Raw genomic sequence first — 23,269 nt, forward strand, 5'->3', positions numbered from 1 at the left:
TTTATTCAATCGGCGGGTAAGCGTTCTCCACCAGCATGCGGAACTGCTCGTGGAACCAGTGTCCCGCCGCGGGCGCGCCCGCTTTGGCGCCGGTGGGGTACCCGGATTTGCCGACGTAATCGGGGCTGCACATGGGGTCGAAGCTCTTGCCTTCGTCATCCGGCGTGGTTTGTGATGGATCGCTGGTGCCGTCTGACTCGCCGGGGGGCTTGATCCAGATGAAGGCGTCCACGGGCGCGTCGGCGCCGAATGGCGCAGCGCGGGGACGTTCGCCCACCCCGGCGCCGTCGGCGTTACACCAGTTGCCGCGATGGAAACGACGATCCAGGCGGGCGGCGGTAACATAGTTGTCCACCGTGCTGGCGGAGGCGTCCGGTCCCGTGGGGCGTTCGTTTCCACCCCAGCCGTTGCGGCTGGTGTCGATCAGCAGGCCGAGATCGCTGGGGAAGCCGGCGTTGACGAAGGCTTGATGCAGGTTGTTGGCAAAGCCTTTTTCGTCGAATTGAGGGTTCCACTCATAGAACTTGGAAGAGCGAACTTCCTGCCCGTTGATGCGCAGGCTCGGATCAGGCAGATAGACTTCCTCTGTTGGCGTGTAGTTGGCGACGTTGGAAACGAAGCCGTCAATGACGCTTAAATCGCCGCCGGAAGCCCCTTTGACCACTTGCGTAAATAACTGCACGGCGGGGCCGAAGTTACTTTCCCAACCCAGCCAGCCGGAATGGGCGATATCCAGATAGAGATAGACATTAGGCAGTTGCGACAGACGACTGATGGCGTACTGTACGCCGTCGACGTAAACGCCGTTTTGCGCCACCTTGGCGCACTCGGGAATATCGCGGTTGGTGACCAGATTCGGCAACGAGTCCGGCTCGATCACCGTGACGATGCGGATATCGCGGAAGCGGGGATCGGACATGACGTCATAGATCACGTCAATGTAGTCAGACTTGTAAATCGCCAGGCCATTCTGGTCTGAATGCAGCGTGCCGTTGGACGCCAATGCGGCGCAGTCCCGATCCGGCAGGTTGTACACCACAAAGGTGGCGGTGATGGGATCATCGCCGTCTTTTTGCGCCAGCGCCGCTTCCAGATGCTGTTCAAGGCTCAGACGACCGCCGTTGACGTCGCCGCCGTAGATGGCGTCGATACGGTCCAGCCATACTGCGGTGGGGGTGTCTTTCAATGTCGCCATTTTCGCAGCCAGAGAGGCGTCTACTTTAGCCATGGAAGCGTCCACCTGCTTCGCATAATCCGGGTTGATATAGGCCTTGGCGCCGGCGAAGGGATTGCTGACGTGCGCCGGATCGTCGCCGGGATCGGTATCGCCTTCCTCCACGGTGACGCTTTTGCTGGCTCTATCGCTTTGTTCGCCGTCGCTGACGGTGAGCTGGATGCTGTAGGTTCCCGCTTCCGCATAGGTATGGCTGGCGCTGACGCCAGAGGCCGTGGCGCCGTCGCCGAAGTCCCAGATATAGGTGAGATTGTCGCCGGTTGACGCGGCGGCGTTCACGCTGACGGTTTTATCCACCACGCTGCTGGTGAAGCTGGCGGTGACCGGGTCAGCCGTATCCGGCTGTTTCACGCGAATGCTTTGGGAAGCAGTGACGGACGCTGCGCCATCGCTGACAGTCAGAGTGACGTTGTAGTCGCCAGGATTTACGTAGTCGTGGGAAACCTTGACGCCCGTCGCGCTGGAGCCGTCGCCGAAGTCCCACTGGTAACTGAGCGCATCGTTGTCCGGGTCGCTGGAGGCGGAAGCATCGAAAACCACTGGCAATGGCGCGTCGCCAACGCTGACGGAGGCGGTGAAGGCGGCGACAGGGGGATGGTTATCCGGTGCGCCACTATCATCGCAAACGTCTCCAGTGACGACGGGAACCGGGGCGGCTGCGGCGCCTTTAGCGCCCTGCATGCCGAACTCGATGGTCTGGCCGGGAGCGATACGCCCGTTCCAGCTCATATTGGCGGCCCGATAAGGATTGGCTCCGGATAACTGGGCGCTCCAGGAGTTGCTTAGCAGCGAGCCGTCGTCATAACGCCAGGCGACGTCCCAGCCGTTGATTTCGCTGGCGCCGGTGTTGGTGATTTTGATCAGCGCCACGAAGCCGCTGTTCCACTCATTCTGCACGACATATTCGCACTTGGCGGCTTGTGCGAGAGGACTCTGCACGGCGGCGAATCCCAGGGAAAGAGCGGCCGCAAGGCCGTATCCCGATTTCATTGAAAGTTTCATTGGCGTTCCCTTTTTGGAGAAATAAGTCAGTCCGATATTCAAGCTTTTCGCTTTGTCGTTAGGGGCGCGGTGCGCCAGAAAAGCGCCTCAGGGCGCAATGAGCGGCGGCGATACCGCTGAACTCGCCGCAGTAAACAGAAACCAGAAAAATGCGCACGCCTCAGTTCGCTCCGCACTGGATAACGCGGGGTGTGCTGGCGGCGTCCCCTTTGACGCCCTGCATGCCGAATTCCACGCTGGCGCCGGGAGGGATCTCCGCATTCCAGCTCATACTGGAGACGTGATAAGGGTTCTCGCCGGATAACTCGCCGTTCCACACGTTGACGATGCGGGTTGCGTCTTCGTAGGCCCAGTCTGCTTCCCAGCCATGTAAGGGCGTTGTGCTGGTATTGGTGATGCGCATGGATGCGATAAAACCGGCGTCCCACTCGGCGCCCCACTCATTGACGAGTCTGTAGTCGCAGCTGACTTTGGCGTCGGTTGACGCTTCCACGCTTATGTCCACGCGCGCGGGAGTTGAGCTCAGGCCGTCATTGTCCAAGGCGACATAGGTGAAGCTATCCTCGCCGACAAAGCCGGGCGCGGGAGTGTAGGTCCAGAAACGGTCGGCGCCGACGAGCACGCCATGGCGGGGCTGGGCGTCAACCTGAAATGCGACGACAGCCCCGTCCGCGTCGCTGCCGAAAAGCGTTATGTCGAGAGAGCGTCCTTGGGTGACCTGTAAGGACTGAGGAAGCGTTTTAGGCGGCTGGGGTCCGGTTTCTCCGCCGGTGAAAACACTGGCTGGCTTGGCGGTGGCGCGGATGCCGTAGGCGCTGTTGATGAGAAAATCTCCCCAGGGCGTCAGGCGGTTGGCGTCAAAATCATGGGTAATGTCCAGTGATTCCGTACCGCCGCTGTTGCCTGACCAGGACCAGCCCAGGTAACCGATGCGATAGAAATCCGCCAGCTCCAAGATGGCGGCTTCATCCACCTCTTCCCCTTGGTGATCGGCGCCAAACTCTCCCACCACCAATGGCAACTTATGGACATTGACGAAGGTGGACAGGTAGTTGTCGATTTTGCTGCGCTCGGCGTACACCTGATACATGTGCACGCTGAACACCAGATTTTGCAGCGGATCTGTAGCGAAGACTTCCGGCGCCTGCTGCAGCATGGTTTCCCGCCAGTCCTGACCCCAGGTGGGCGCGTCCACCATTAGCGTGTGGGTGAAGCCCGCATCGCGCAGACGCTGTATCGCTTCCTGGTGAATCTGCGCCCAGGCGGTGGTGGGAACATTGTTGCCCAGGGGCTCATTGCCAATGTTGATGATGACGTAATCTTCCTGGCCCATGAGTGTGTCTTGAATGCTCAGCCAGTAATCCACGGCGGCGGACAACGGCGCCGCTTCCGGCTTTTCGCCATAACCGGTGACGTCATGCACCTCCAGTACGGCGATCATTTTTCTGGCTTTGCATTTGGCGATGATGCGCGCGACTTCCTCGGCGGAAGTGCTGGGCCATTGGTGGCCGGAACCCAGGACGATGCGAACTGCGTTGGCGCCTGTGGCGGCGATGTCCTTTAACGCTTGCTCCGTACGATAGGCGTACCAGACATGAGGATGATTGATCCCGCGCATGACGAAAGGCTTGTTGAAGCCATCCAGCAACTGTCCTTCATGCACGTGGAAACCGGCGTAAGCGCCCGGCGAAGCGAGCGTCGTCGCCAGACAGCCGAGCAGTAATTGGCGTGGTTTGCAGCGGGTTAGTCTCTTAAATAGCTTTCCTTTCATACAAGATTCCTCATTTCCTGGTCGCCACTGCTCAATGGAGATATCGATCGGAGTGGCGTATATGAAAATGTTTTCAAAAAATCCCATGAATTCCCTGTGCTTTATACGTTTTTCCCGTCTTATCGGAAGACTTTTCTGATTCATGAAATTTATTGGTATTACAGTGGTATCTGACTATCTTCCTAAGCAATGCGAGGCGCTTTAGTTAGACACTTGTCTATTTGAAAACGTTTTCAAATTAATTTCAAAAAAATGCCCGAATCGAAGGGCTTTAACAGTAAAAATCCTAGACCCAGGTCCCCAATCCCGCAATAGCCACTTTGGGTTAGGTTTTATGGGTGGCGCTTGAGAGATATCTCACACGCTTTGCAGACAAGTCGGCTATCTCCCAAACGGCGAGATGACTAGTATAGAAAGCGTAGGGACACGGATGCCAAAGTAAGGAAACGCAGCAAGGAGGCGACAAGGAAGATCTTAGTCAAAAGGAATGGATCAGGAAGGCATCAAAATCAAAAGGCGCGGCAAGGAGCTGCGCCTTTTCTTTTTGTGTTTAAAAACATCCATTTGAAGTTTTCTCCCTCCCACTATTCCCTTCGCCACATTTCGTCATAATTCATCCTTTCACCTGCCTTAATTGGCCCGGTGGCCGCCTTTTGTGAGCCACATACTGCAGGCACGCTTCGCTCTAAAAGAAAAAGGAACGCCTGCATGCTAAACGCAACCTATATCCATGCCTCCCTGTTTAGGGGATGGATGGTTTTCGCCTTGCTCTTATCGACGCTTTGTTGGACCAGTCTCGCCCGCGCGGTGAGTGGCGACTGGTCGGATGTCGGCTCTGGAGAATTGTTCTTCCTGGAAAACGACGCCTCCTCACCGAACTATCTTCCCGCCATCACTTTGTCCACCAGCTACGACGCCAATGTGGCGGGCCTGATCGCCATGACGGAGATGACACAGACATTCCGTAATGACTCTCAGCAATGGCGGGAGGCGGTATACGTGTTTCCATTACCGGAGGATGCTGCGGTATTCAGCATGGACATGCAGGTGGGAGACCGGCTGATTGTCGGCAAGATCGAAGAAAAGCAAAAAGCCGAAAAGGTGTATCAGCAAGCAAAAGCAGAAGGCAAAAGGGCGGCGGTTGTGCATCAGCAGCGTCCGAACCTGTTCACCCATAAGGTCGCCAACATCGGTCCTGGAGAGATGATCACACTCACTTTGCGGTATCAGCAGAATATCCGCTACCGCGCTGGCGCATTCTCGTTGGCTCTGCCCTTAACGGTGACGCCTCGATACATCCCCGGGTCGCCAGCGGCGCCTGCCTGGTCTGAAGAAGATAAAAACCGTCTGCGCAACGAGTTGCGTTCTCATGAGCGCACGTTGATTAACGACAGCGGCTGGGCTCCGGCGACGGATCAGGTAGCCGATGCACCAGAAATCACGCCGCCGACAATTATGGTGGAGGATTTGGCGATCCCTTCCCATCAAGCGCGCATCCGCGTACACCTGAATCCCGGTTTGCCTCTGGAGTCGATAGAGAGTGCTACGCATCGTATTCAATGGGTGCAACAAACCAACGGCTACGAGGTTTCTTTGGAGTCTAACAAAGACATCCTCATGGACCGGGATTTCACATTGACCTGGCGCGTGAGGCAGGGAGCGGAGCCGGAGGCGGCGTTATTCAAAGAAGTGGTGGGCGATGATGTTTACGCGCAATTGCTGTTAATGCCGCCGCAGTTTTCCGATGAAGGCTTGAGTCTGCCGCGAGAGCTGATCTGGGTGATTGATACTTCCGGCTCCATGGAAGGCGTGTCTATCCAGCAGGCGCGTGAGGCGTTACTGCAGGCGCTGGATACGCTGACGCCGCGAGATCGTTTCAATGTGATTGAATTCAACTCCAGCGCCCGCAAACTGTTTCCACAAGCGGTCCCCGCTCAGGAACGCGCACTGCAACAGGCGCGCGGCTTTGTGCGTAGCCTCAAGGCTGACGGCGGCACAGAAATCGCCGAGGCGCTGGACCGCGCTCTGAGTGATGCGGCGCCGGAAGGCTATGTGCGTCAGGTTGTGTTTCTGACCGACGGCAGCGTTGGCAATGAAATGGCGTTGTTCAAGCAGATTGATCAGCAGCTTGGGGACTCGCGTTTGTTCACCGTAGGTATCGGGCCATCGCCCAATCGCTTTTTTATGCGTAAGGCGGCGCAATTCGGCCGTGGCGCGTATAGCCACATCAACGATACGTCGGAAGTCAGCGCTAAGATCGCGGAGCTGAGCGACGCCTTGCGGCAACCGGCGTTGCGGGACGTGCGCCTGGATACCCCCGTCACGCCGAACGCTGAAGTCTATCCTGCGGCGATTCCTGACTTGTATCGCGGTGAGCCGGTGCAGTTGTTGTTCAAGGTGGAAGACGGCGCAGGGATGTCGGAGCTGCCCGCCTCGATTCAAGGGTTCGGCGTAGGATTGCTGCAAGACGAACAGCCTTTGTGGTTACGCAGCCTGGATCTGCAACAGGCTGCGCCAAGTCAAGGCGTAGCGCGGGCCTGGGCGCGTCATAAGATTGACCACTGGCTGGATCGCAAAAGCATGGGTGAAACGGAAGAAAGTGTGCGAGACACCGTGCTGCCGCTGGCCTTGGATTTCGCCTTGATGAGCCCCTATACCAGCTTTGTGGCGGTGGAAGAGACGCCAGCGCGTCCCAGAGACAGTGAGCTGGAGAGCAGTGCCGTTCCTAACTTGGCGCCACAGGGCCTGTCTCCGAATATGGCGCGTATGCCCAGAACCGCGACCGCTTCGCCTCTGATGATCCACGTGGGCGTGTTCTGCCTGACGGTGGCGGGTCTGCTGGGCTGGAGGGATATACGGGAGCTGAGAAATCGTAAGCATCGTTTCGGGAGGCGTGTATGACTTTACCAAAGCGCGCCGCCGCGTTGATATTTCTACTTGTTGGCGCTGTAAGTCTGGGCGGTGGTGGATATATCCAGGCCAAAGCCTGGCTGGCTCAGATACTGCTGGAGCAGGCATGGCGGGATACCCTGGCGGCACGCGCTTTCTCAGGCGAGGAAGCCGTGGCGTACAAACCCTGGCCCTGGGCGGACACTTACCCAGTGGGACTGATGGAGGCGCCGCGGTTGGCGGCGCGCTGGGTGGTGTTGGAAGGCGCCAGCGGACGTAATCTGGCCTTTGGTCCGGCCCATATGGAAGCCAGCGCAGTAGTAGGGGAGCCGGGAATGGCTGTGGTCAGCGGTCACCGCGACACTCACTTTCTGGCCTTGCGCGATCTCCGTGAGGGCGATGTGGTGCGCTGGCAGACGCCTGCGGGCCAATGGCTGGAGTTCAGCGTGACCGGGGCCCAAGTAGTGAATGCGGATGAAGTCATGCTGGCGCTACCCGGAGCGGACGCCGCATCGTCGGCGATGCCGCCGCAACTGGTGCTGACGACCTGCTACCCCTTTGACGGCCCGGTAGGGGGACCGTTGAGGAAGCTGTTTTATCTGGAGCCCGCCCCCCAGACTGTTGCGTTATAGATGAAAAACAGGAGCTTACGATTGCCGTGTGAGATATGGCGCCGGTGATGGTGAGACATATCTCAAGGCGATGAGTGAATGTCTCACAACAGGTAGCGGATATGTAGCCTGTTGCGATCCAGGGCTGCTGACTAATATAGAAAGCGTAGGGACACACACCAGACGTAAGGACACGATGCAGGGAAGCAACAAGGATGAATAACGAGCCATAAGGAACGGCAAGGGAAGCATTTGATGCGGAAGCGCGGCACGGAAGCCGCGTTTTTTATTTCAGCCCGGCTCGGGCGTCTTTTTTCCTGTCACGTTTCAACCTTTCGCCAAGCTCGTATTCATCAGCTCTGAGAGAACGGCTTCCCATTCCTGTCATTTTTAATCTTCCTTCTGTAGAGTTAATGTAAATTTTCGTTAACTTTTTTGACGCCTTTGCATACAATCCCTCGCTATAGGTGATTGATAAAGCCACTAATTCAAAAGTGGCGGTTGCTATAGCCGGTTTAAGCAATCGGTTACGGAGTGTGGTGACAATACGGAAGTTGAAGGGTTAATCACTTTATCGCCCTCAAAATAATCACAATTTCAGTTCACACTCACTTTCCACCCTGCAAGACGAGGCTGCGCCAATCATGGCGGGTTTTTCTGCGGGCGCGCGCCGCCACCACAAATAGTTTTAGATCAGGGTGTCAGATGATCAGATTCGTATCTCGTGTTTTGCATGCCGGTTTGACTTCCAGAAGCGCCATTCTCGTGGGCTCATGCATTGTGTCGCAGTCATTGTGGGCGACTCCTCCCAGCGCGGTGGATGACTCACGCACTATGGCCTCTGACAGCAGGCTCACCATCAATGTAATGGCGAATGACTTTGACTCCGATGGCGACGCTATTAGACTGGTCAGCGTTGGTTCGCCAGATAACGGCTCCACCACCGCCAATGCGGACGGCAGCGTGCGTTATATCCCCAATTCAGGCTTTATCGGCTCTGATACTTTCACATATGTCATTGAAGACGACGCGGAGCCCGCTACCCGCTCTACCGCCACTGTTACCGTCACCGTCGTCGACAGCTCCGTGACGCCGCTGGCGGATGGAGACAACGATCGCAAGGTCGCGCAAGCCTTTGAGAGCGCCTGTGGCAGCTTGAACTCCCAGACGGATGATGAAATTTCCGCTGGCGGCAGCCTGTTGTTGGCCCGTTGTGAAGGGCTTTCCCAGTTAGGCATCAATAACCCTGAATTGGTGGCGGAAGCGCTGAATAAGATCGCGCCGGAAGAGACCTCTTCGCAAATGCGGAACTCCGCATCCTCCAGCCGTTCGCAAAGCAGCGCAGTCAGCCAGCGTCAAAAATTGCTGCAGAATGGCGCTACAGGCTTCTCTTTAAACGGGGTTGCCTGGAATGGCGCCGCCAGCGGCGGCGCAGCGGGTGAAGAATCCAGCCCCTGGTCGCGAGTGGGCGTGTTCGCCAACATCCAAAGAGAAGGCGGTGAATACGATAAAACTGGCCTGGAAAGCGGTTATGACTATTCCGGCGTGGTGCTGACTCTGGGCGCCGACTACGCGTTGCGTCGTGATTTGTTTGTCGGCGGCGCTTTCGGTTGGACCCACACTGGCGTCGATTACGCCAACCAGGGCGGCGAACTGGACACGGACATCTATACCTTTCTTGGCTACGCCAGCTATTTTGTAGGCGATTTCAGTTTTGACGTGCAGATGGGGTATGGCGCGACTCGTTTTGACTCCAAGCGTCGCATCGCTTACACCGATCCCACCGGCGATGTAGACGTCACTGCTGTTGGCGACACCAGCGGCGACCAGTTTCTCTTCAATACCCGCGCGGAATGGCAGTGGTCGCGCAATGCGCTGACCCTGAGCCCCTATGTGCGTTTAGATTATCTGAACAGCAATATCGACGGTTACGGCGAGAATGGCGCAGGCGGTCTCAATATGACCCTCAGCGAGCAACGCATTGATCAGTTGACGCTGGCGGCGGGCGTGCAGGGAACCTACGCCATCAGCCGTGACTGGGGTGTATTGATTCCTTCTTTCCAGCTTAGCGCTCTGAGTGAAATTCATTCTGATCGCGATGCGGTGACGGGACGTTTTTCCTACGATCCAGATCCGAACAATCGCTTTGATCTGCAAGCGGACTCTGAGGAGTCGCTGTTTTATCAAGCCGGCGTAGGAACCACTGCTGTGTTGCCTCATGGCCTGTCAGTGTTTTTGGAATATCAGCAGATATTCGGATACGAGCATCTCACCGCCTATCAGGTGCAGACCGGCGTGAGATACGAGCTATAACAGGGAGTCAGTCATGCTTAAGAAATGCCTATCCTTTTTCTCATTATTGATATTACTGCTGTCGCTGTCCGCCTGCGGCGGCTCTTCCAGCTCGACGGACGATGCGCCGGCGACGACGGATGGCGGCGCGACGCCGACAGACCCTACTGATCCAGGCTCGCCCACACCGGGTGGCGACTCTGGCGCAGCGCCTAAAGTCAGCGCCGGCGGCAACCAGTATGCCGACCCCAATGTCGTGCTGTCTCTCGCGGGAACGGCGGAAGCGTTGGAAGGCGCTGAAATCGTAAGCACTACCTGGACTCAGGTGTCCGGGCCGACGGTTTATCTGTCCACGCCCAGCAGCCTGAGCAATATGATTCTGGCCCCTGACGTCACTAAAACCCAGACTTTGAGCTTTAAACTGACGGCAAAAGACACCAAGGGCAAAGAAAGTTCGGATATCGCCAGTATTGTGGTGGAGCCGCTCGCCAGTTTCGTGCGAGTGACTGGCTCCAGCGTTGATGAGGCGGCGGGTCAGGCGACTTTGAAACTGATCCTGAACCGAGCCTCCAATGCGCCGGTCACGGTGCAATACATGACTCAGGATGGCGCCGCCACCAGTGGCGAGGACTATGTCGCCGCTTCCGGCTCGGTCACCTTTGAGCCCGGCGAAACCGAGAAGACGATCGCCATTGAAATCATTGATGACGAAGATGAAGAAGCGGACGAGCCCTTTACCGTTCGTATTACTGCAACGGAAAACGGCGTGGTCGCCTCAGCCGTGGGCACAGTGGTCATTCGTAATGGAATGGATACCGCGCCGGAATTGAAAGAGCAGAATATCGCCTTTGTTTCCGCTGGTCCCTTGACCGGTTTGGTTGGCGGCAGCCTCACTAATGTGATCGACGAGGAGGCGGCGCCAGGTTCGGGCGCCGTTTCTTATGCGACCGCTGACGAAAGTATCGCGACCGTGGATATTTCCTCCGGCGTGGTGCAACTCAAGTCCGCAGGCTCCACCGTGATTACCGCCGTCAAGGCGGCGGATTCTGAATACAAAGCCGCGCAGGCGACTTATACCGTTGTCGTAGAAAAGCGCCCTGGAGAGGTCACTTTCGCGACATCTGGGCCATACGCCGTCGCCTATGAGGATTCCTTCACCAATATCGCTACAGGTATTGGCTCTGGCGAAGTACGCTACGCTTCCAGCAATCCGTCAGTCGCCAGCGTCACCTCTGGCGGCGTTGTGACGATTGTGGGCGTGGGCAGCGCCGTCATTACCTCCACGCAGCTGGCGGATGACGTCTATCTGGAGGCGACCGCCACCTACGCTATCGAAGCGGACAGAAAAAACCTGAACCTGTCTTTCAAGGATGTTGGCCCTGTTGCTGGCGTCATTGGCGGAACCTATACCAACACCTTGTTGGGTAATAAAGGCTCTGGAGCGCTGAGCTATCTCAGCAACAATACCGAGGTCGCGACCGTGAATGCTGAGACGGGCCTTGTATCCTTCGTTGGCGAGGGCAATACGCATATTTCGGTAATCAGAGCGGACGACGACCTCTACAAAGCGTCCACGGCTACTTACTCTGTTTCTGTAGGTAGAAAAATCCAGAGCATTTCCTTTGTAAATCCCGGGCCAGTGGAAGGCGTTTATGGGGAAACGGTTAGTAACCCCATCGCGGAAGGCGCTCCCGGCAGCGGCTCCGTAACTTACTCCTCTAGCAATACCTCTGTGGCGTCCGTTAATGTTGAAAGCGGCGTCGTACAACTCGTTGGCGCAGGCTCTGCTGTGATCACGGCGGAAAAGGCGGGCGATTCCGTCTACAGCAGCGCAATCGCCAAGTACACCCTGACTGTCAACAAGAAGGCTCAGACGCTTTCGTTAAGAAACCCAGGGCCTATCGAAACCAATGTTGGCAACATCGTGACCAATGGCGTGACTGTTGTTGAGGGCGGCTCCGGCGCCTTGTCCTATAGCGCTGATGCGGAAACGGCGATTGAACTGGACAGGGAAACCGGTGAAGTGCACGCCGTCAGCGTAGGCGAAGCCCAGATCACCGTCACCAAAGCAGGCGACGCCAACTATAACGCGGCTTCCGTTAGCTATAAGGTCATCGTTGGCAAAGGCGTGCAGACCATCGCCTTTACGACGCCAGGCCCTGTGACGTCCACCTTTGGCGACACCTACACTAACGTCATTACCAGCGGGGCCCCAGGGTCTGGCGCTGTGACTTATGCTACCAGCAACGAAGGCATTGCGACGATAAATAGCGCTACCGGCGAAGTGACTATGGTCAGTGTCGGTAGTGTAGTGATTACCGCCACCAAGGCGGCGGACGCCAACTATGAAAGCGCAGAGGCCAGCTACACCATCAATGTGGCGAAGAAGACGCCTGCCCTTACTTTTGGCAGCGCGGGTCCATTGAGCCTGACTATTGGAGAGACCCTGACCAATGCCGCCACCAGTACGTCTACTGGTGCAGTGACCTATAGCGTTGGCGATTCCGCCATTGCGTCAGTCGATGCGGAAAGCGGCTTGGTGACGGCGTTGGGTGTTGGAAGCACATCCATTATGGCGACACAGGCGGGAGATACGAATCACAACGCCGCCAGCGCCAAATACACGGTGAGTGTCAGCAAGAAAACGCAAACTATCGCCTTCACGCAACCAGGCCCTCTGGACGGCGTTTATGGCGATACGCTGACCAACGCCATTAAAGAAGGCGCGCCAGGAACCGGCGCTCTTCTCTACGCTTCCAACAATACCAGCGTCGCGACGGTAAACAGCGAAACTGCTGTCGTACAGCTCGTGGGTGTTGGCACGGCGACGATCACCGCCACGAAGGATGCGGACGCGACCTATGAAGCCGCCACCGCCAGCTATACGATTACCGTGGCTAAGAAGGAACAGGTTATTGCATTCTTGAACCCGGGACCGGTTTACGCATACGTAGAAGACGCCGTTAATAATCCTGCTTCCACCGTTGAGGGCGGAGTGGGCGTCATCACCTACAGCGTTGACAACGCGGATGTGGCTATAGCCGCCGCAGGTGATGGCGTATTCAACATCGTTGGGATTGGCGACGCTGTAGTAACCGCGACCAAGGCGGGAGATGCGAATCATAATCCTGTGTCGCTTGAATACAGAATTTCCGCCATAGAGACAGGCGTAGGCGCCGCTGCTTTTGTTGGCGCCGCAGATACGCTGGTTCAGCTGACATATGGCGCCGACAGCTCAGTCAGCGGTCTGTCGCTTATCAGTTCGACTGATCCGGAGTGTGACATCGCCAATTACAGTTTGTGTGAAAATGGCGCTATGACGCTGATTGATAGCGATACCGTGACTGAAAGTGCGGCTTTGCTCGACAGAACCGCCTATTACTGGTTGTTGCATGGCGAAAGCAGTAGTTCGTCCGCCACCATTAAGCAAGGAATCGGCGATTCAGCGAGTGAAGTAACGACAGTTCGCGCCGCTATTCCCCGTCGCTATGATCATCAGATTGTTGAGTTCAATGGGTCTCTGTGGATGATCGGTGGAATGGCGTTTGATGGCGAAGTCAGCATACCCAACCCTCAGGTTTGGAACTCCACCGATGGCGTGTTTTGGACCCGGAGAGCGATTATCGAATCAGATGGGATGAACAAGCACAAAGCCGTTGTTTTCGATGGTAAGCTGTTTGTTTATAACGAAGGTGTGATTTGGTATTCCACCGATGGGGTGGCTTGGAATAAACACTCCATTGCCCCTGCTTTTGGCCTTAGGGAGGCGCAAGGGTTTGCAGTGTTTCAGGGCGCACTCTGGTCTATCGGCTATACTTCCGGGGATGACTTCCCCGTTATGTGGAGAAGCATCGATGGGCTTGAATGGATAAAACAAGGTGACATTGCAGGTGTGGGCCAGCGCAGCGACTATCAGATGGCTGTGCATAATGATCAATTATGGCTAGTGCCAGATGCTGAAGGTAGCCCAACGCTGCAAAATGATGTGTGGGCCACTACCGACGGCGTTAATTGGAAGCCAATCCTGGCGGAGGGCGAGGCGCCTTTCAGCGGCAGGAAAAACCACACTTTATTTGAACACGATGGCAAGCTCTGGATTATCGCCGGTAATGGTTATGAGTTCGCCGTATTCAATGACATTTGGACATCCGTAGATGGTAAAACGTGGACGTCTATGGATGCTCCCGCCTTTGCTGCAAGACTTTCCCATCAGGCGGTAGTGTTCGGTGGGCAGTTATGGTTATTTGGCGGCAGGCCAAGTCCAACGGAACTGACTCCGCTTGGCGACACGTGGCGCTCAGCAGATGGAAATAACTGGCGCAGATTAGTGAGAGCTAAATTCTCATTCCTAACTGAACCCACGCCCATGTAATCCAAAGGATTATCATGTTCAAGAAACGCCGGCCTCGCGCCGGCGTTTTCGTTTAAACCAAACGTAAGGCTCGCTCGGAGACCAGCCTTTCGACCACACGAATTTTATGTGGGCCATTCTCTAACAGGCGATCAAGAGGCTGTGGCGCTGCGCATTGTTGTAGAACGTCTCTTTCCGTTGCGGTAGCGGCTCGCCAGTACTTTCTGACGCCGGGAGCCGCCAGTACTGGATGGCTTCCTTCGGCGGCAGGCAGAGGTTGGTTCAACATCAGGGCGCAGAGTAGTTTTTCCGGCGCTGCGGGAAACTCGATTAATTGCGACATAGGCGCGATGACTACGGAAAAATTACGACAGCGATTACTGTTCGGCTCCATCGTGCTGACGGGAGAAAGTCGATATTCGTGAATCGCCTTCAGTGCGCTCTCGAATGTGGCCAGCGCCTGGAGCAGGGGATCCGCCGTATGCTCGCAGATGAAAGTTTTGAACGACATCGCCTCCGGTACAAAATAGAGGGAACGGCAGGGCATCGCCCGCATATATTCCTCCACCAGCGCTTGTAACTGTAAACGTTCCAGCAGACGTAAGGTCAGTGGCGCTGCGATTTGCAGCCTGGCTTTACGCCACCATTTCTGCACGTCGCAGGTTACCTGAAACCCCTTAGACAGACTGAGCTCATGCAGCCAGGCGCGCTCCGCCTCATTTAAGTTCAGATGATTTAGATCGACCTCGCCCGAGCAAGCGGAAGTGTGGGAGTGAATCATCTCCACCATCGCAATTTGCAGATCATGTAACGGCATAGCTGCGTTCCTCTTTTACTGGTTGGCGATGACGCAACCAGATTTCCCGGGCTGTTTGCAGTTGTTGCTGAACGCCTCGCTCGCTGACGATATCCAGGGCCTGTTCCAGCAACTCATAGGTAATCGCGTTGGCGTTAGGCGCGCGCTGCAGCGTCCAGTCCAGCAACTCCCACACTGGCTGCGGCGTTTTGTCACTGTGTACGTCCAGTTGCAGGCCTTCATGGATAGCGCCGCCCGCTACGTGAATCTCGATCACCCGGCTCATGTCCAGACGACTTAATGCCTCATAGACATCAAACCCAAAGTTGATCGCGTTGCAGTAAAGGTTGTAGAGGTCCAGCAAGAGGCCGCAGGAAGTTCGCTCGGTGATGCGGTTAAGGAATTCAATCTCATCCATACCTGCGTCATGGGGCATATTGGGCAGGTAATAGGTTGTGTTCTCCAATAGAAACGGGACCTGATAACGCTGCTGGATCGCCTCTATTCGCGGGCAGATGATATTCAATGCTTCCTCCGTGAACGGCACGGGTAATTGCACGCCAGCATGCAGGCCGGCGCCGTCAGCGGCGCGTATTTGCAAAAATCCCAGGTGCTCGCTGTGCCAGTGAAATGGCTGCACGTCCGCAAAGTCATCCAGAATACGGATATAGTCCTGATTCCAACCGCTGGCGGAGCCTATCGACAGACCGAGGCCATGCACGACGACGGGATACAGTCGACACCACTCGATGGCTGCGCTGAGCCGATCAGGGCTGAAGCCAGTGCGCCGTTGCGCGCCGTCCCAGTACTCCTGGCACAAAATGTCAGGACTGACTTCAATAAAGTCGATCACGTCCTCACAGCCGCGTAGAAGAGGAATAAACTCCGGCTGATAGTTAATGCCGACGCCCAACTTGGGCAAGGAAGATAAAGCGTTCATGGCAAAGGCTCCGGCTGCTGTCCCGCCGGTCCGGCAGACCGGACCGGTTGAGTTAATTGGCGCTTATCCGCCGTAAAGAGTGACGTTGACGGGAATCTTGGACTGGATTTTGACAACGGGGTCCAGTCCCAGGCGCAGATCGAGACCGACCAACCCGCAGGTAGGGCAGCCTGACTGGTTCAGAATCTGTTCCAGAATATTCTGCAAGTCCCAGATGCTGACTTCGTACTGCGGATCGAATGAAGCGCTGACAGTTTTACGGTCGCGGGTTACGCCACTGTCGTCTGCGGCGGAAGCGACGCCGGAAAAACTGGTGATAGAGGCTGCGCCAGTTACCAACGCGGCATTGCGAAGGAAGGTGCGGCGATCGCTTTCGCTGGCTTGTGGACGAGTGCTTGCGGATACGTCGTTAGTTATGTCGGACATCGTGTCTCTCCTTTGCGGTTGTGTTGTCTGGCGGGGTCGGGCGAAAAATGGAAATTCCCGTTTAACAACCCCTGAAGACAGAGCTTAAATCCAGAGAGATGACTGAGCAGCGCAATGTGGCGCAAAGGAATTGTGAAATACTCACGTTTGAGACTTGCGAGAGGAAGACAAGTTTGGCGTTAGGACCCGTTGTCATCGTCAATGCAACAACGGGTCTTTGAAAATCAGGCGAGTAGCTGCTTGATGCGGGCCTTCAGCATCTCGATGGCGACGCGGTTTTTGCCGCCTTTGGGGACGATGATGTCAGCGTATTGTTTGGTGGGCTCTACAAACTCGAGAAACATGGGGCGGACAGTGGATTTGTACTGTTTGATGACCGATTCCATGGTTCTGCCACGCTCTTCTATATCACGCTGTAAACGTCTCAGCAGACAGATATCCAGGGGCGTGTCGACAAAAATACTGGTGTCCAGGCGACTGCGGATATTTTTATCCGACAGCAGCAGAATGCCTTCAATGATGATGACCCGACGCGGCTCCATGGAGATCGAATCTTTTGCCCGGTTGTGCTCTTTGTAGTCATAGACCGGTACATCAATGGCGCGCTTTTCCTTGAGCTGGTCCATGTGACGCACCAACAGACCGTGGTCGAATGCGGAGGGATGATCGTAATTGGTCTTCAGCCTTTCCTCCATGGAAAGGTGAGTTTGGTCCTTGTAGTAAGAGTCTTCTTTGATAATGCCGATATGGTGGGCGCCAACTTCTTCTTTCAGTTCGTCATAGATTGTGACGGATAAAAGGCTCTTGCCGGATGCGGAGGCTCCGGTGATGCCAATAAAAATGGGAGACATGCAGGAAATATCCAAATGTGGTCAGACCCGCCTAGTTTAATGCCTTGCTCCTGAACTGTCATGAACAGGGTCAATATTCCTGCCAGATTCCTTGTTCTCTGGTCTATATGGCTTCTTGGCCTCCAGTAACTCCGCATCTTTTAAGTATTGGCCTAGCTCAAGACTAGAACTCTTGCTCGCATGTCCCGCCACCCTGGGCCAAATAACAACGATTGGGGGCGTAAATGGCCATAATTATCATTCAATTGAACTCCCTTACAATATCACTCCAAATACAGTTATCGAATTTGATTGTTCGAGCGATGTTGAAGCTGAGATATATGAAAAGGAAACTTCTAGTCAATAATATGCGCAAATACGCGGTGTAATTATCTCAATGACATTTATTTTTAATCATCGACGGCGATAATCAGCGTTAGCCATACATAAACAAAAGCGCCTCTGATGTTGGTGATTAGCCTGCGTCAGAGGCGCTTTTTATTGTTGGGAATAAAGTGGGAAATTGATGAAAAACAGGCAGTAATGTAAAGAAATGTTTCAGAATTGATTTAAATGTTACTTAACAGCGTTAATCTCAATAAATTCTGTTATTTCAGTTGATCTGCACGCATCAATTGTTTTATTAATGTTCGCCACGAAGTATCACGTTAGATGACGCGGCTTCGCTTCTCTGCAATCATAACGGACGCGTGCAGCTCTGTGAGCGGCGCGCTTTTTATTAATGGAAAACGAGGATATAGATGGATTTGCCCATGGACAGAATACTCTCGATCTTGCCCCTGACCTGTTTCGCTCACTCAAGCTTCTCCAAATTGACCATTTAGTCCGTAAGGCTGTCTTGGACTCACTGCGGCTCGGATAATTTTCGGCGTTTTTGCTGTGCAGGCGCAGAGTCTGCGCGGGTATTGCTACGCATGTGCGCCGCACCAACGCTTTGAGGAAAGCATGCCTGACGATTCGCCTGTTCGCGCTTGATGTTTGCAAACATAAGTTCGGTATAAACAGCTTTATAACAAAGGACGTCATAAGATGTTTACATGTTCGCCACGCAATCTGGCATATATTGTATTTCTTCTTTTCACCCTCTCGGCCCATGCGGAAGAAGACGAGTTTCCCGGTCGTCGCCAATATCCGGCCGTAGATTTCATTGAACTCCAGGAGTTTTATCAGCAGCTGGCTGCTGGCGAAATTGTCGCCGTCGACGTACGCACGGACTATGAGTACAACACGCTGCACATAAAGGGCGCTTTCAACGTCTCATACACATCCCATAACTTCGCGGAGGAAATGCAGGCGTTGCAGAAGCAGCATCCCGGCAAGAAGCTGGCGTTGTATTGCAACGGTAAAACCTGTCTCAAATCCTATAAAGCCGCCAGCAAATGCCGCAAATACGGCATTGAGAACGTCATCGTCTACGACGCCGGAGTGTTTGATTACGCCAAAGCGTACCCGCAAGACACCAACCTGTTTGGCGAAATCCTGGGCGATCCCGCTCGCCTCATCGGCAAGGACAAACTCAAGGCGCACACGATCACTGTGGCGGAGTTTGAAGATAAAATCGTCAAAACCGATGGCATTGTTCTGGATGTGCGCGACAAGCAGCAAAGAGAAGGCATCGCTATCTTTTTCATGCGTGAAAAACGCGCGCCTTTGGATCGTCCGGATTTGATCGACCGATACATCAATCAGGCGAAGAAACGCAACGTGCCTTTGTTGATCTACGATCAAGCAGGCAAGCAGATCCGATGGCTGCAGTACTATCTGGAGAAGCAGAACGTATCTTCCTACTACTTCATGGCCGGAGGAATCGACGAATACTATAAAACGCTTTAGGCGGACCAGACCGGCCGTGCGGAAAAGCCTGTCAGGCGCTTTCCGCGCCGCCTGAGCGTAAATGAGCGTCGTTTCCAATTTATAAAACCACCCTAGGCAAGGGACATAAAAAAAGTGAGGAACCACCATGACGGATGATAAGAAAGAACGGGGGCTATATGAGTTGTACGCGGATGATCCAGAACGCGCGGATTATCTGGTGTTTGGGCGCCGCGCCCATTCTGATCGACGCGGCTTTCTGAAAGGCGCCGGCCTGGGCGCCATGGGGGCGATGCTGGGAATGGCGATTCCTTTTCATCGCAATTTCCCCTCCGGTCTGATACCGGCTGCGATGGCGGAAGACACGGAAATCGGCTTATTCGGCGGTAAAGACGGACTGACTTTGCTGAACGACCGTCCTATCAACGCTGAAACCCCCGCTCACTTGCTTGATGACGCTGTCACTCCCACCAGCCGGCATTTCGTCCGTAATAACGGTGTTGTGCCTGAGATCGCGCATCGCATGGATGCGTCTGACTGGAAGCTGACCATCGACGGTGAAGTAGAGAAAGTGCTGGAGCTGTCGTTGGATGAGCTCAAGTCCAAGTTCAAACCGGTCACGTTGAAGCTGCAGTTGGAGTGTGGCGGTAATGGACGCGCGGCGTTCAATCCTCCGGCGAAGGGCAATCAGTGGACAGTGGGCGCTATCGGCAACGCCGAGTGGACCGGCGTGCGTTACGCGGATTTGTTGAAGGCGGCGGGCGTCAAACCGTCAGCGATTTATACTGCGCATCACAGTCTGGACGGACACTTGTCCGGCGATCCCAGCAAAACCCCGATCTCCAGAGGCGTGCCTATTTCCAAGGCGATGGACCCTCACTCCATCATCGCCTATGCGATGAACGGCGAGCCTCTGCCGGCGCTGCATGGCTTTCCAGTGCGCACCATCTGTCCGGGTTGGCCGGGCTCCACCTCGCAAAAGTGGCTGAGCCGAATTCAGTTGCGGGATGTGGTGCATGACGGCCCCAAAATGACCGGATCTTCCTATCGCGTGCCCAAATTCCCGGTGGCGCCCGGAACGCATGTTGCGGACGAGGACTACAAAATCATTGAGTCCATGCCGGTCAAGTCCCTGATCACCACCCCGCAGACTAACCAGACCATCAAGACGCGCACTCTGAAAGTGCACGGCCATGCCTGGGCGGGGGATAACGTGGTCAAGCGCATGGATATCTCTTATGACTTCGGCGTCACCTGGGTGCAGGCGGATCTGAAAGCGCCACCCAATCCCTACTCCTGGCAGGAGTGGTATGCGGAAGTGACTTTCCCCACTCGCGGATACTATGAAATCTGGGCCAGAGCCACGGATGACAAAGGCAACATGCAGCCTTTCGCTGTGAACTGGAATCCAAAAGGGTACCTGAACAACAGCATGCACCGTATTGCGGTGATCGTGGACGCTTGATCCGGGATAGGGGTTAGCGCCCAATGATATTGGGATGCTGACAGATGCGCCCTGGCTTTTCTCTCATTGGAAAGAAGAGCCAGCGGCGTGTTTGTGTAACCCTGGCTAACCCAGATATTTACGTCTTTAATCCTCCCTTAAAAAGAGGAAAAACCATGACAATAAAAACTCTGACTCCTCTCCTGTTCGCCAGCGCATTGAGCCTGACGACTTCTGCAAGCGGCGCGGAGTCTCCATTCGGCTCGGACTGGCCGGAAGGCCCTGGATCGCAGGAAGCCGGCGCGCTGTGTGGCGCCTGTCATTCCCTGGCGCTGGTGAAACAGCAGGGGCTCAGCAAAGAAAGCTGGGATGAAGTGCTTACCTGGATGCAGGAAGAACAGGGCATGCCAGAACTCAATGCGGAATTACGCAGTCTGATTCTGGAGTATCTGTCGACGAACTTTAATCCGGAGACGCACGCCCAGCGTCGCAATAACGCGCCATGACGGCGTCCATACAACGCCAGATTCAGGCTTATTCCACCTCTACGCCACGCACGCGCACTTCCATGCCGGCGGTGACTTGTACGCCAAACTTCCCGCAATGAGCGCAGGGATCGTAGAGTTGGTGGAGTGGGGTGGCCTGATGGCAGTGCGGGCATTGGCCTGCGCCGGGTATGGAGAGGTATTCCAGTGTGGCGTTTTCAACAACCGTGCCTTTGGCGACGGCGCTGAAGCAGAAGTCCATGGCGCTGGTCTCGACGTGCGACAGTTCGCCGATTTCCAGCACGATTTTGACGACCCGTTGAAAGCTTTCCTTTGCCGCGCTGTCCTCAATCAGTTGCACGACGTTCTCCATGATCGACAACTCATGCATAACCGCGATGTTTCTCTCTGCTCTGCAACCAGCTCGCCAGATAGTCGAAAGCCTGATTGAGGTTGTGTTGCGCTTCTGGCGACAGCGCTTCTTCGAAGCGATCGAAAGCATACCCGCGAATGCCCATCAGGAAGGCTTCCGTGTCGGCGCTAAACAAGGTGCGGGACAAGGTCACTACTGCTTGCGGCGACAACACATGGCTGCTCATGGGGCACTCGTCGTCGGCTTCTATTTGCTGAAGAAAAAAAGGTTTGCCGCCGCGCAGGCTGGCGTCGATAAAGACGACCTGCTGATAACGACTTAGTTCCAAAGCGTCTTCCACCGTGAGCTGGTAGTTGGTTTCCACCGTCACGCCAGCAAGATTAAGTTCCGCAATGCGGTCCGCGCAGGCGGGTCCGAGTCCGTCGTCCTGACGGCCAGGATTGCCGTAACCAATCACCAGGGTGGATAAATTGATGTCCTTGGTCATCATTGTTGGGATCCTTTGAACTCAGTCCGGGGGAATGCCCTGTCCCATATGCTGGCTGTTGCTGTGAACGAGCGTTCCGTCAGCATCGAACAGCTCCACGGTCAGGGGCATTTGCCCCAGAGCGTGGGTGGCGCAGGACAGGCAGGGATCATAGGCGCGTACGGCGACTTCCACGTGGTTCAGCATGCCCTCCGTGATGCGCTTCTTACCGCTCAGATATTTTTTCGCTACATCCGTAACGGCCCGGTTCATGCCGTTGTTGTTGTGAGTAGTGGAAACAATCAGGTTGCAGTAAGTGATCTGATCGTTTTTGTCGACTTTGTAGTGGTGGAATAAAGAGCCGCGCGGCGCTTCGATAACGCCGACGCCTTCTTCCCGGCGTTCTCCAGTGACTCGGAGATCGGCGCCTTGCAGGTCCGGGTCCAGCAGCAGCTCGTGAATCTTCTCCACGCAGTGCAGCACTTCGATCATCCGCGCCCAGTGATAGGCCAGACTCATATGGTTGGGCTTATTGTGGGTCAACGCCCTGAATTCTTTATGCTCGGCGTTCGCCAGGGGCGTATCGATAAAGGCGACATTATTCAGGCGGGACAAGGGGCCGACGCGATACCAGCCATCCAGCGCGCCGCGACTTTTTATGAAGGGAAATTTCATGTACGACCAGGGCCGCACTTCCTCCATGATGTAGTCATTAAAGTCCTGATAATCCACGTGATCGAAGATGATATTGCCGGCGGCGTCAGTGGCGCGCAGGCCGCCGTGATATAGGTCCAGCGCGCCGTCTTCGCGCACCAGGGACAAATGACTGGAGTTAGAGTTGGCGAACTGCTCCACCTGAGACAGGTGTTCAAGCGTGTAACCCTTGGCGATGTCCACCGCGCCTTTGGCCCAGACTTTCATCTGCTCAATGTCCTGCAACAACAGATCTCTTTCCTGCAGAGACAGATTTTTATTGATGCCGCCGGGTATTGCGCCGGTGCCGTGAATTTTCTTGCCGGCGGTATGCAGAATCACCTCTTGGCCGTATTTGCGCATCAGCACGCCCTGTTTGGCCAGATCGGGAAACTCTTTGATGACGTTGAAGATATTACGCTTGCCGCGAGGCGCGTCGAAACCAAATAACAGATCCGGCGAACTCAGGTGAAAGAAATGCAGCACGTTGCTTTGCATCACCTGACCGTAGTGCATCAAACGACGCATTTTCTCCGCTGTCGGCGGCAGTACGTCGGCGCCGACGATCACATCCATCGCCTTGGCGGCGGCGATGTGGTGGCTGACCGGGCAGATGCCGCAGAGACGCTGTACAATCACCGGCGCCTCCCATAACAGGCGTCCGCGAATGAAACGCTCAAAACCGCGAAACTCCACAATATGCAGGCGGGCCTCCGCCACATTGTTATCGTCATCCAGGTGAATGGTGACCTTGCCGTGACCTTCCACGCGGGTGACAGGTTCTATTTCCACAATGCGGGTTTTGGGCTTATCAATATTCATCAGCGCCAGTC

Annotated in this window: 16 protein-coding genes; 7 read left to right on the top strand and 9 right to left on the bottom strand. The window is 55.3% G+C overall.

Annotated elements, in window-relative coordinates:
• Position 1: 1 nt before the first annotated feature.
• Positions 2-2,236, bottom strand: a complete 2,235-nt coding sequence (locus tag ACQYWX_RS00435) for a glycoside hydrolase family 6 protein (RefSeq protein ID WP_431687509.1) — start codon at positions 2,234-2,236, stop codon at positions 2-4.
• 160 nt (positions 2,237-2,396) lie between these two features.
• On the bottom strand, positions 2,397-4,007 hold the full coding sequence (locus ACQYWX_RS00440; protein ID WP_431687510.1) for a cellulase family glycosylhydrolase: 1,611 nt from the start codon (positions 4,005-4,007) through the stop codon (positions 2,397-2,399).
• A 708-nt stretch (positions 4,008-4,715) separates the two neighbouring features.
• Between ACQYWX_RS00440 and ACQYWX_RS00445 the strand changes: the two genes are divergently transcribed.
• The 4 genes from ACQYWX_RS00445 to ACQYWX_RS00460 all read left to right on the top strand — a co-directional run bounded on the left by ACQYWX_RS00445 (position 4,716) and on the right by ACQYWX_RS00460 (position 14,171).
• Complete coding sequence (locus ACQYWX_RS00445) at positions 4,716-6,908, top strand: marine proteobacterial sortase target protein (protein ID WP_431687511.1); 2,193 nt, start codon at positions 4,716-4,718, stop codon at positions 6,906-6,908.
• Complete coding sequence (locus ACQYWX_RS00450) at positions 6,905-7,528, top strand: class GN sortase (protein WP_279500532.1); 624 nt, start codon at positions 6,905-6,907, stop codon at positions 7,526-7,528. The genes ACQYWX_RS00445 and ACQYWX_RS00450 overlap by 4 nt, the downstream gene beginning before the upstream one ends.
• 684 nt (positions 7,529-8,212) lie before the next feature.
• The gene (locus ACQYWX_RS00455) at positions 8,213-9,820 is read left to right on the top strand and encodes an autotransporter domain-containing protein (protein ID WP_431687512.1); all 1,608 of its coding nucleotides are present in this window, start codon (positions 8,213-8,215) and stop codon (positions 9,818-9,820) included.
• Between the two features lie 13 nt (positions 9,821-9,833).
• Positions 9,834-14,171, top strand: a complete 4,338-nt coding sequence (locus ACQYWX_RS00460) for a Calx-beta domain-containing protein (RefSeq protein ID WP_431687513.1) — start codon at positions 9,834-9,836, stop codon at positions 14,169-14,171.
• Between the two features lie 52 nt (positions 14,172-14,223).
• Here the strand turns inward: ACQYWX_RS00460 and ACQYWX_RS00465 are convergent, their stop codons facing one another.
• From ACQYWX_RS00465 to udk, 4 genes are all read right to left on the bottom strand, one after another.
• Entirely contained in the window at positions 14,224-14,967 is a 744-nt protein-coding gene (locus ACQYWX_RS00465) for a hypothetical protein (RefSeq protein WP_431687514.1), read from the bottom strand.
• Entirely contained in the window at positions 14,954-15,886 is a 933-nt protein-coding gene (locus ACQYWX_RS00470; RefSeq protein ID WP_431687515.1) for a DUF692 domain-containing protein, read from the bottom strand. The genes ACQYWX_RS00465 and ACQYWX_RS00470 overlap by 14 nt, the downstream gene beginning before the upstream one ends.
• Positions 15,887-15,949: 63 nt before the next feature.
• Positions 15,950-16,312 (bottom strand): hypothetical protein, encoded by a 363-nt coding sequence (locus ACQYWX_RS00475; protein ID WP_431687516.1) that lies wholly within the window; start codon positions 16,310-16,312, stop codon positions 15,950-15,952.
• Positions 16,313-16,536: 224 nt separating this feature from the next.
• Entirely contained in the window at positions 16,537-17,163 is a 627-nt protein-coding gene (gene udk, locus ACQYWX_RS00480) for a uridine kinase (protein WP_011394096.1), read from the bottom strand.
• Positions 17,164-18,192: 1,029 nt separating this feature from the next.
• On the opposite strand from udk, the gene ACQYWX_RS00485 reads away from it, so the two are divergent.
• From ACQYWX_RS00485 to ACQYWX_RS00495, 3 genes are all read left to right on the top strand, one after another.
• A complete protein-coding gene (locus tag ACQYWX_RS00485) occupies positions 18,193-18,996 on the top strand; it encodes a rhodanese-like domain-containing protein (protein WP_216735312.1) in 804 nt (267 codons plus the stop codon).
• A gap of 127 nt (positions 18,997-19,123) precedes the next feature.
• Positions 19,124-20,440: a sulfite oxidase gene (locus ACQYWX_RS00490; protein WP_279500517.1), complete on the top strand. Its 1,317-nt coding sequence runs from the start codon at positions 19,124-19,126 to the stop codon at positions 20,438-20,440.
• Positions 20,441-20,595: 155 nt separating this feature from the next.
• On the top strand, positions 20,596-20,925 hold the full coding sequence (locus tag ACQYWX_RS00495; RefSeq protein ID WP_279500516.1) for a hypothetical protein: 330 nt from the start codon (positions 20,596-20,598) through the stop codon (positions 20,923-20,925).
• A 28-nt stretch (positions 20,926-20,953) separates the two neighbouring features.
• Here ACQYWX_RS00495 and hypA read toward each other — a convergent pair whose 3' ends face one another.
• The 3 genes from hypA to ACQYWX_RS00510 are packed head-to-tail and all read right to left on the bottom strand — an operon-like array spanning position 20,954 to position 23,258.
• On the bottom strand, positions 20,954-21,295 hold the full coding sequence (gene hypA / locus ACQYWX_RS00500) for a hydrogenase maturation nickel metallochaperone HypA (protein ID WP_431687517.1): 342 nt from the start codon (positions 21,293-21,295) through the stop codon (positions 20,954-20,956).
• Positions 21,288-21,767 carry a hydrogenase maturation protease gene (locus tag ACQYWX_RS00505; protein ID WP_431687518.1) on the bottom strand — a complete coding sequence of 160 codons (480 nt, stop codon included), beginning with the start codon at positions 21,765-21,767 and terminating at the stop codon, positions 21,288-21,290. Before ACQYWX_RS00505 ends, hypA begins: the two co-directional genes overlap by 8 nt.
• Before the next feature lie 18 nt (positions 21,768-21,785).
• The gene (locus ACQYWX_RS00510) at positions 21,786-23,258 is read right to left on the bottom strand and encodes a Ni/Fe hydrogenase subunit alpha (RefSeq protein ID WP_431687519.1); all 1,473 of its coding nucleotides are present in this window, start codon (positions 23,256-23,258) and stop codon (positions 21,786-21,788) included.
• Positions 23,259-23,269: the final 11 nt, after the last annotated feature.

Origin of the sequence: Hahella sp. NBU794, from assembly GCF_050749805.1 — a bacterium.
In the GTDB taxonomy this organism is placed as follows: Bacteria; Pseudomonadota; Gammaproteobacteria; order Pseudomonadales; family Oleiphilaceae; genus Hahella.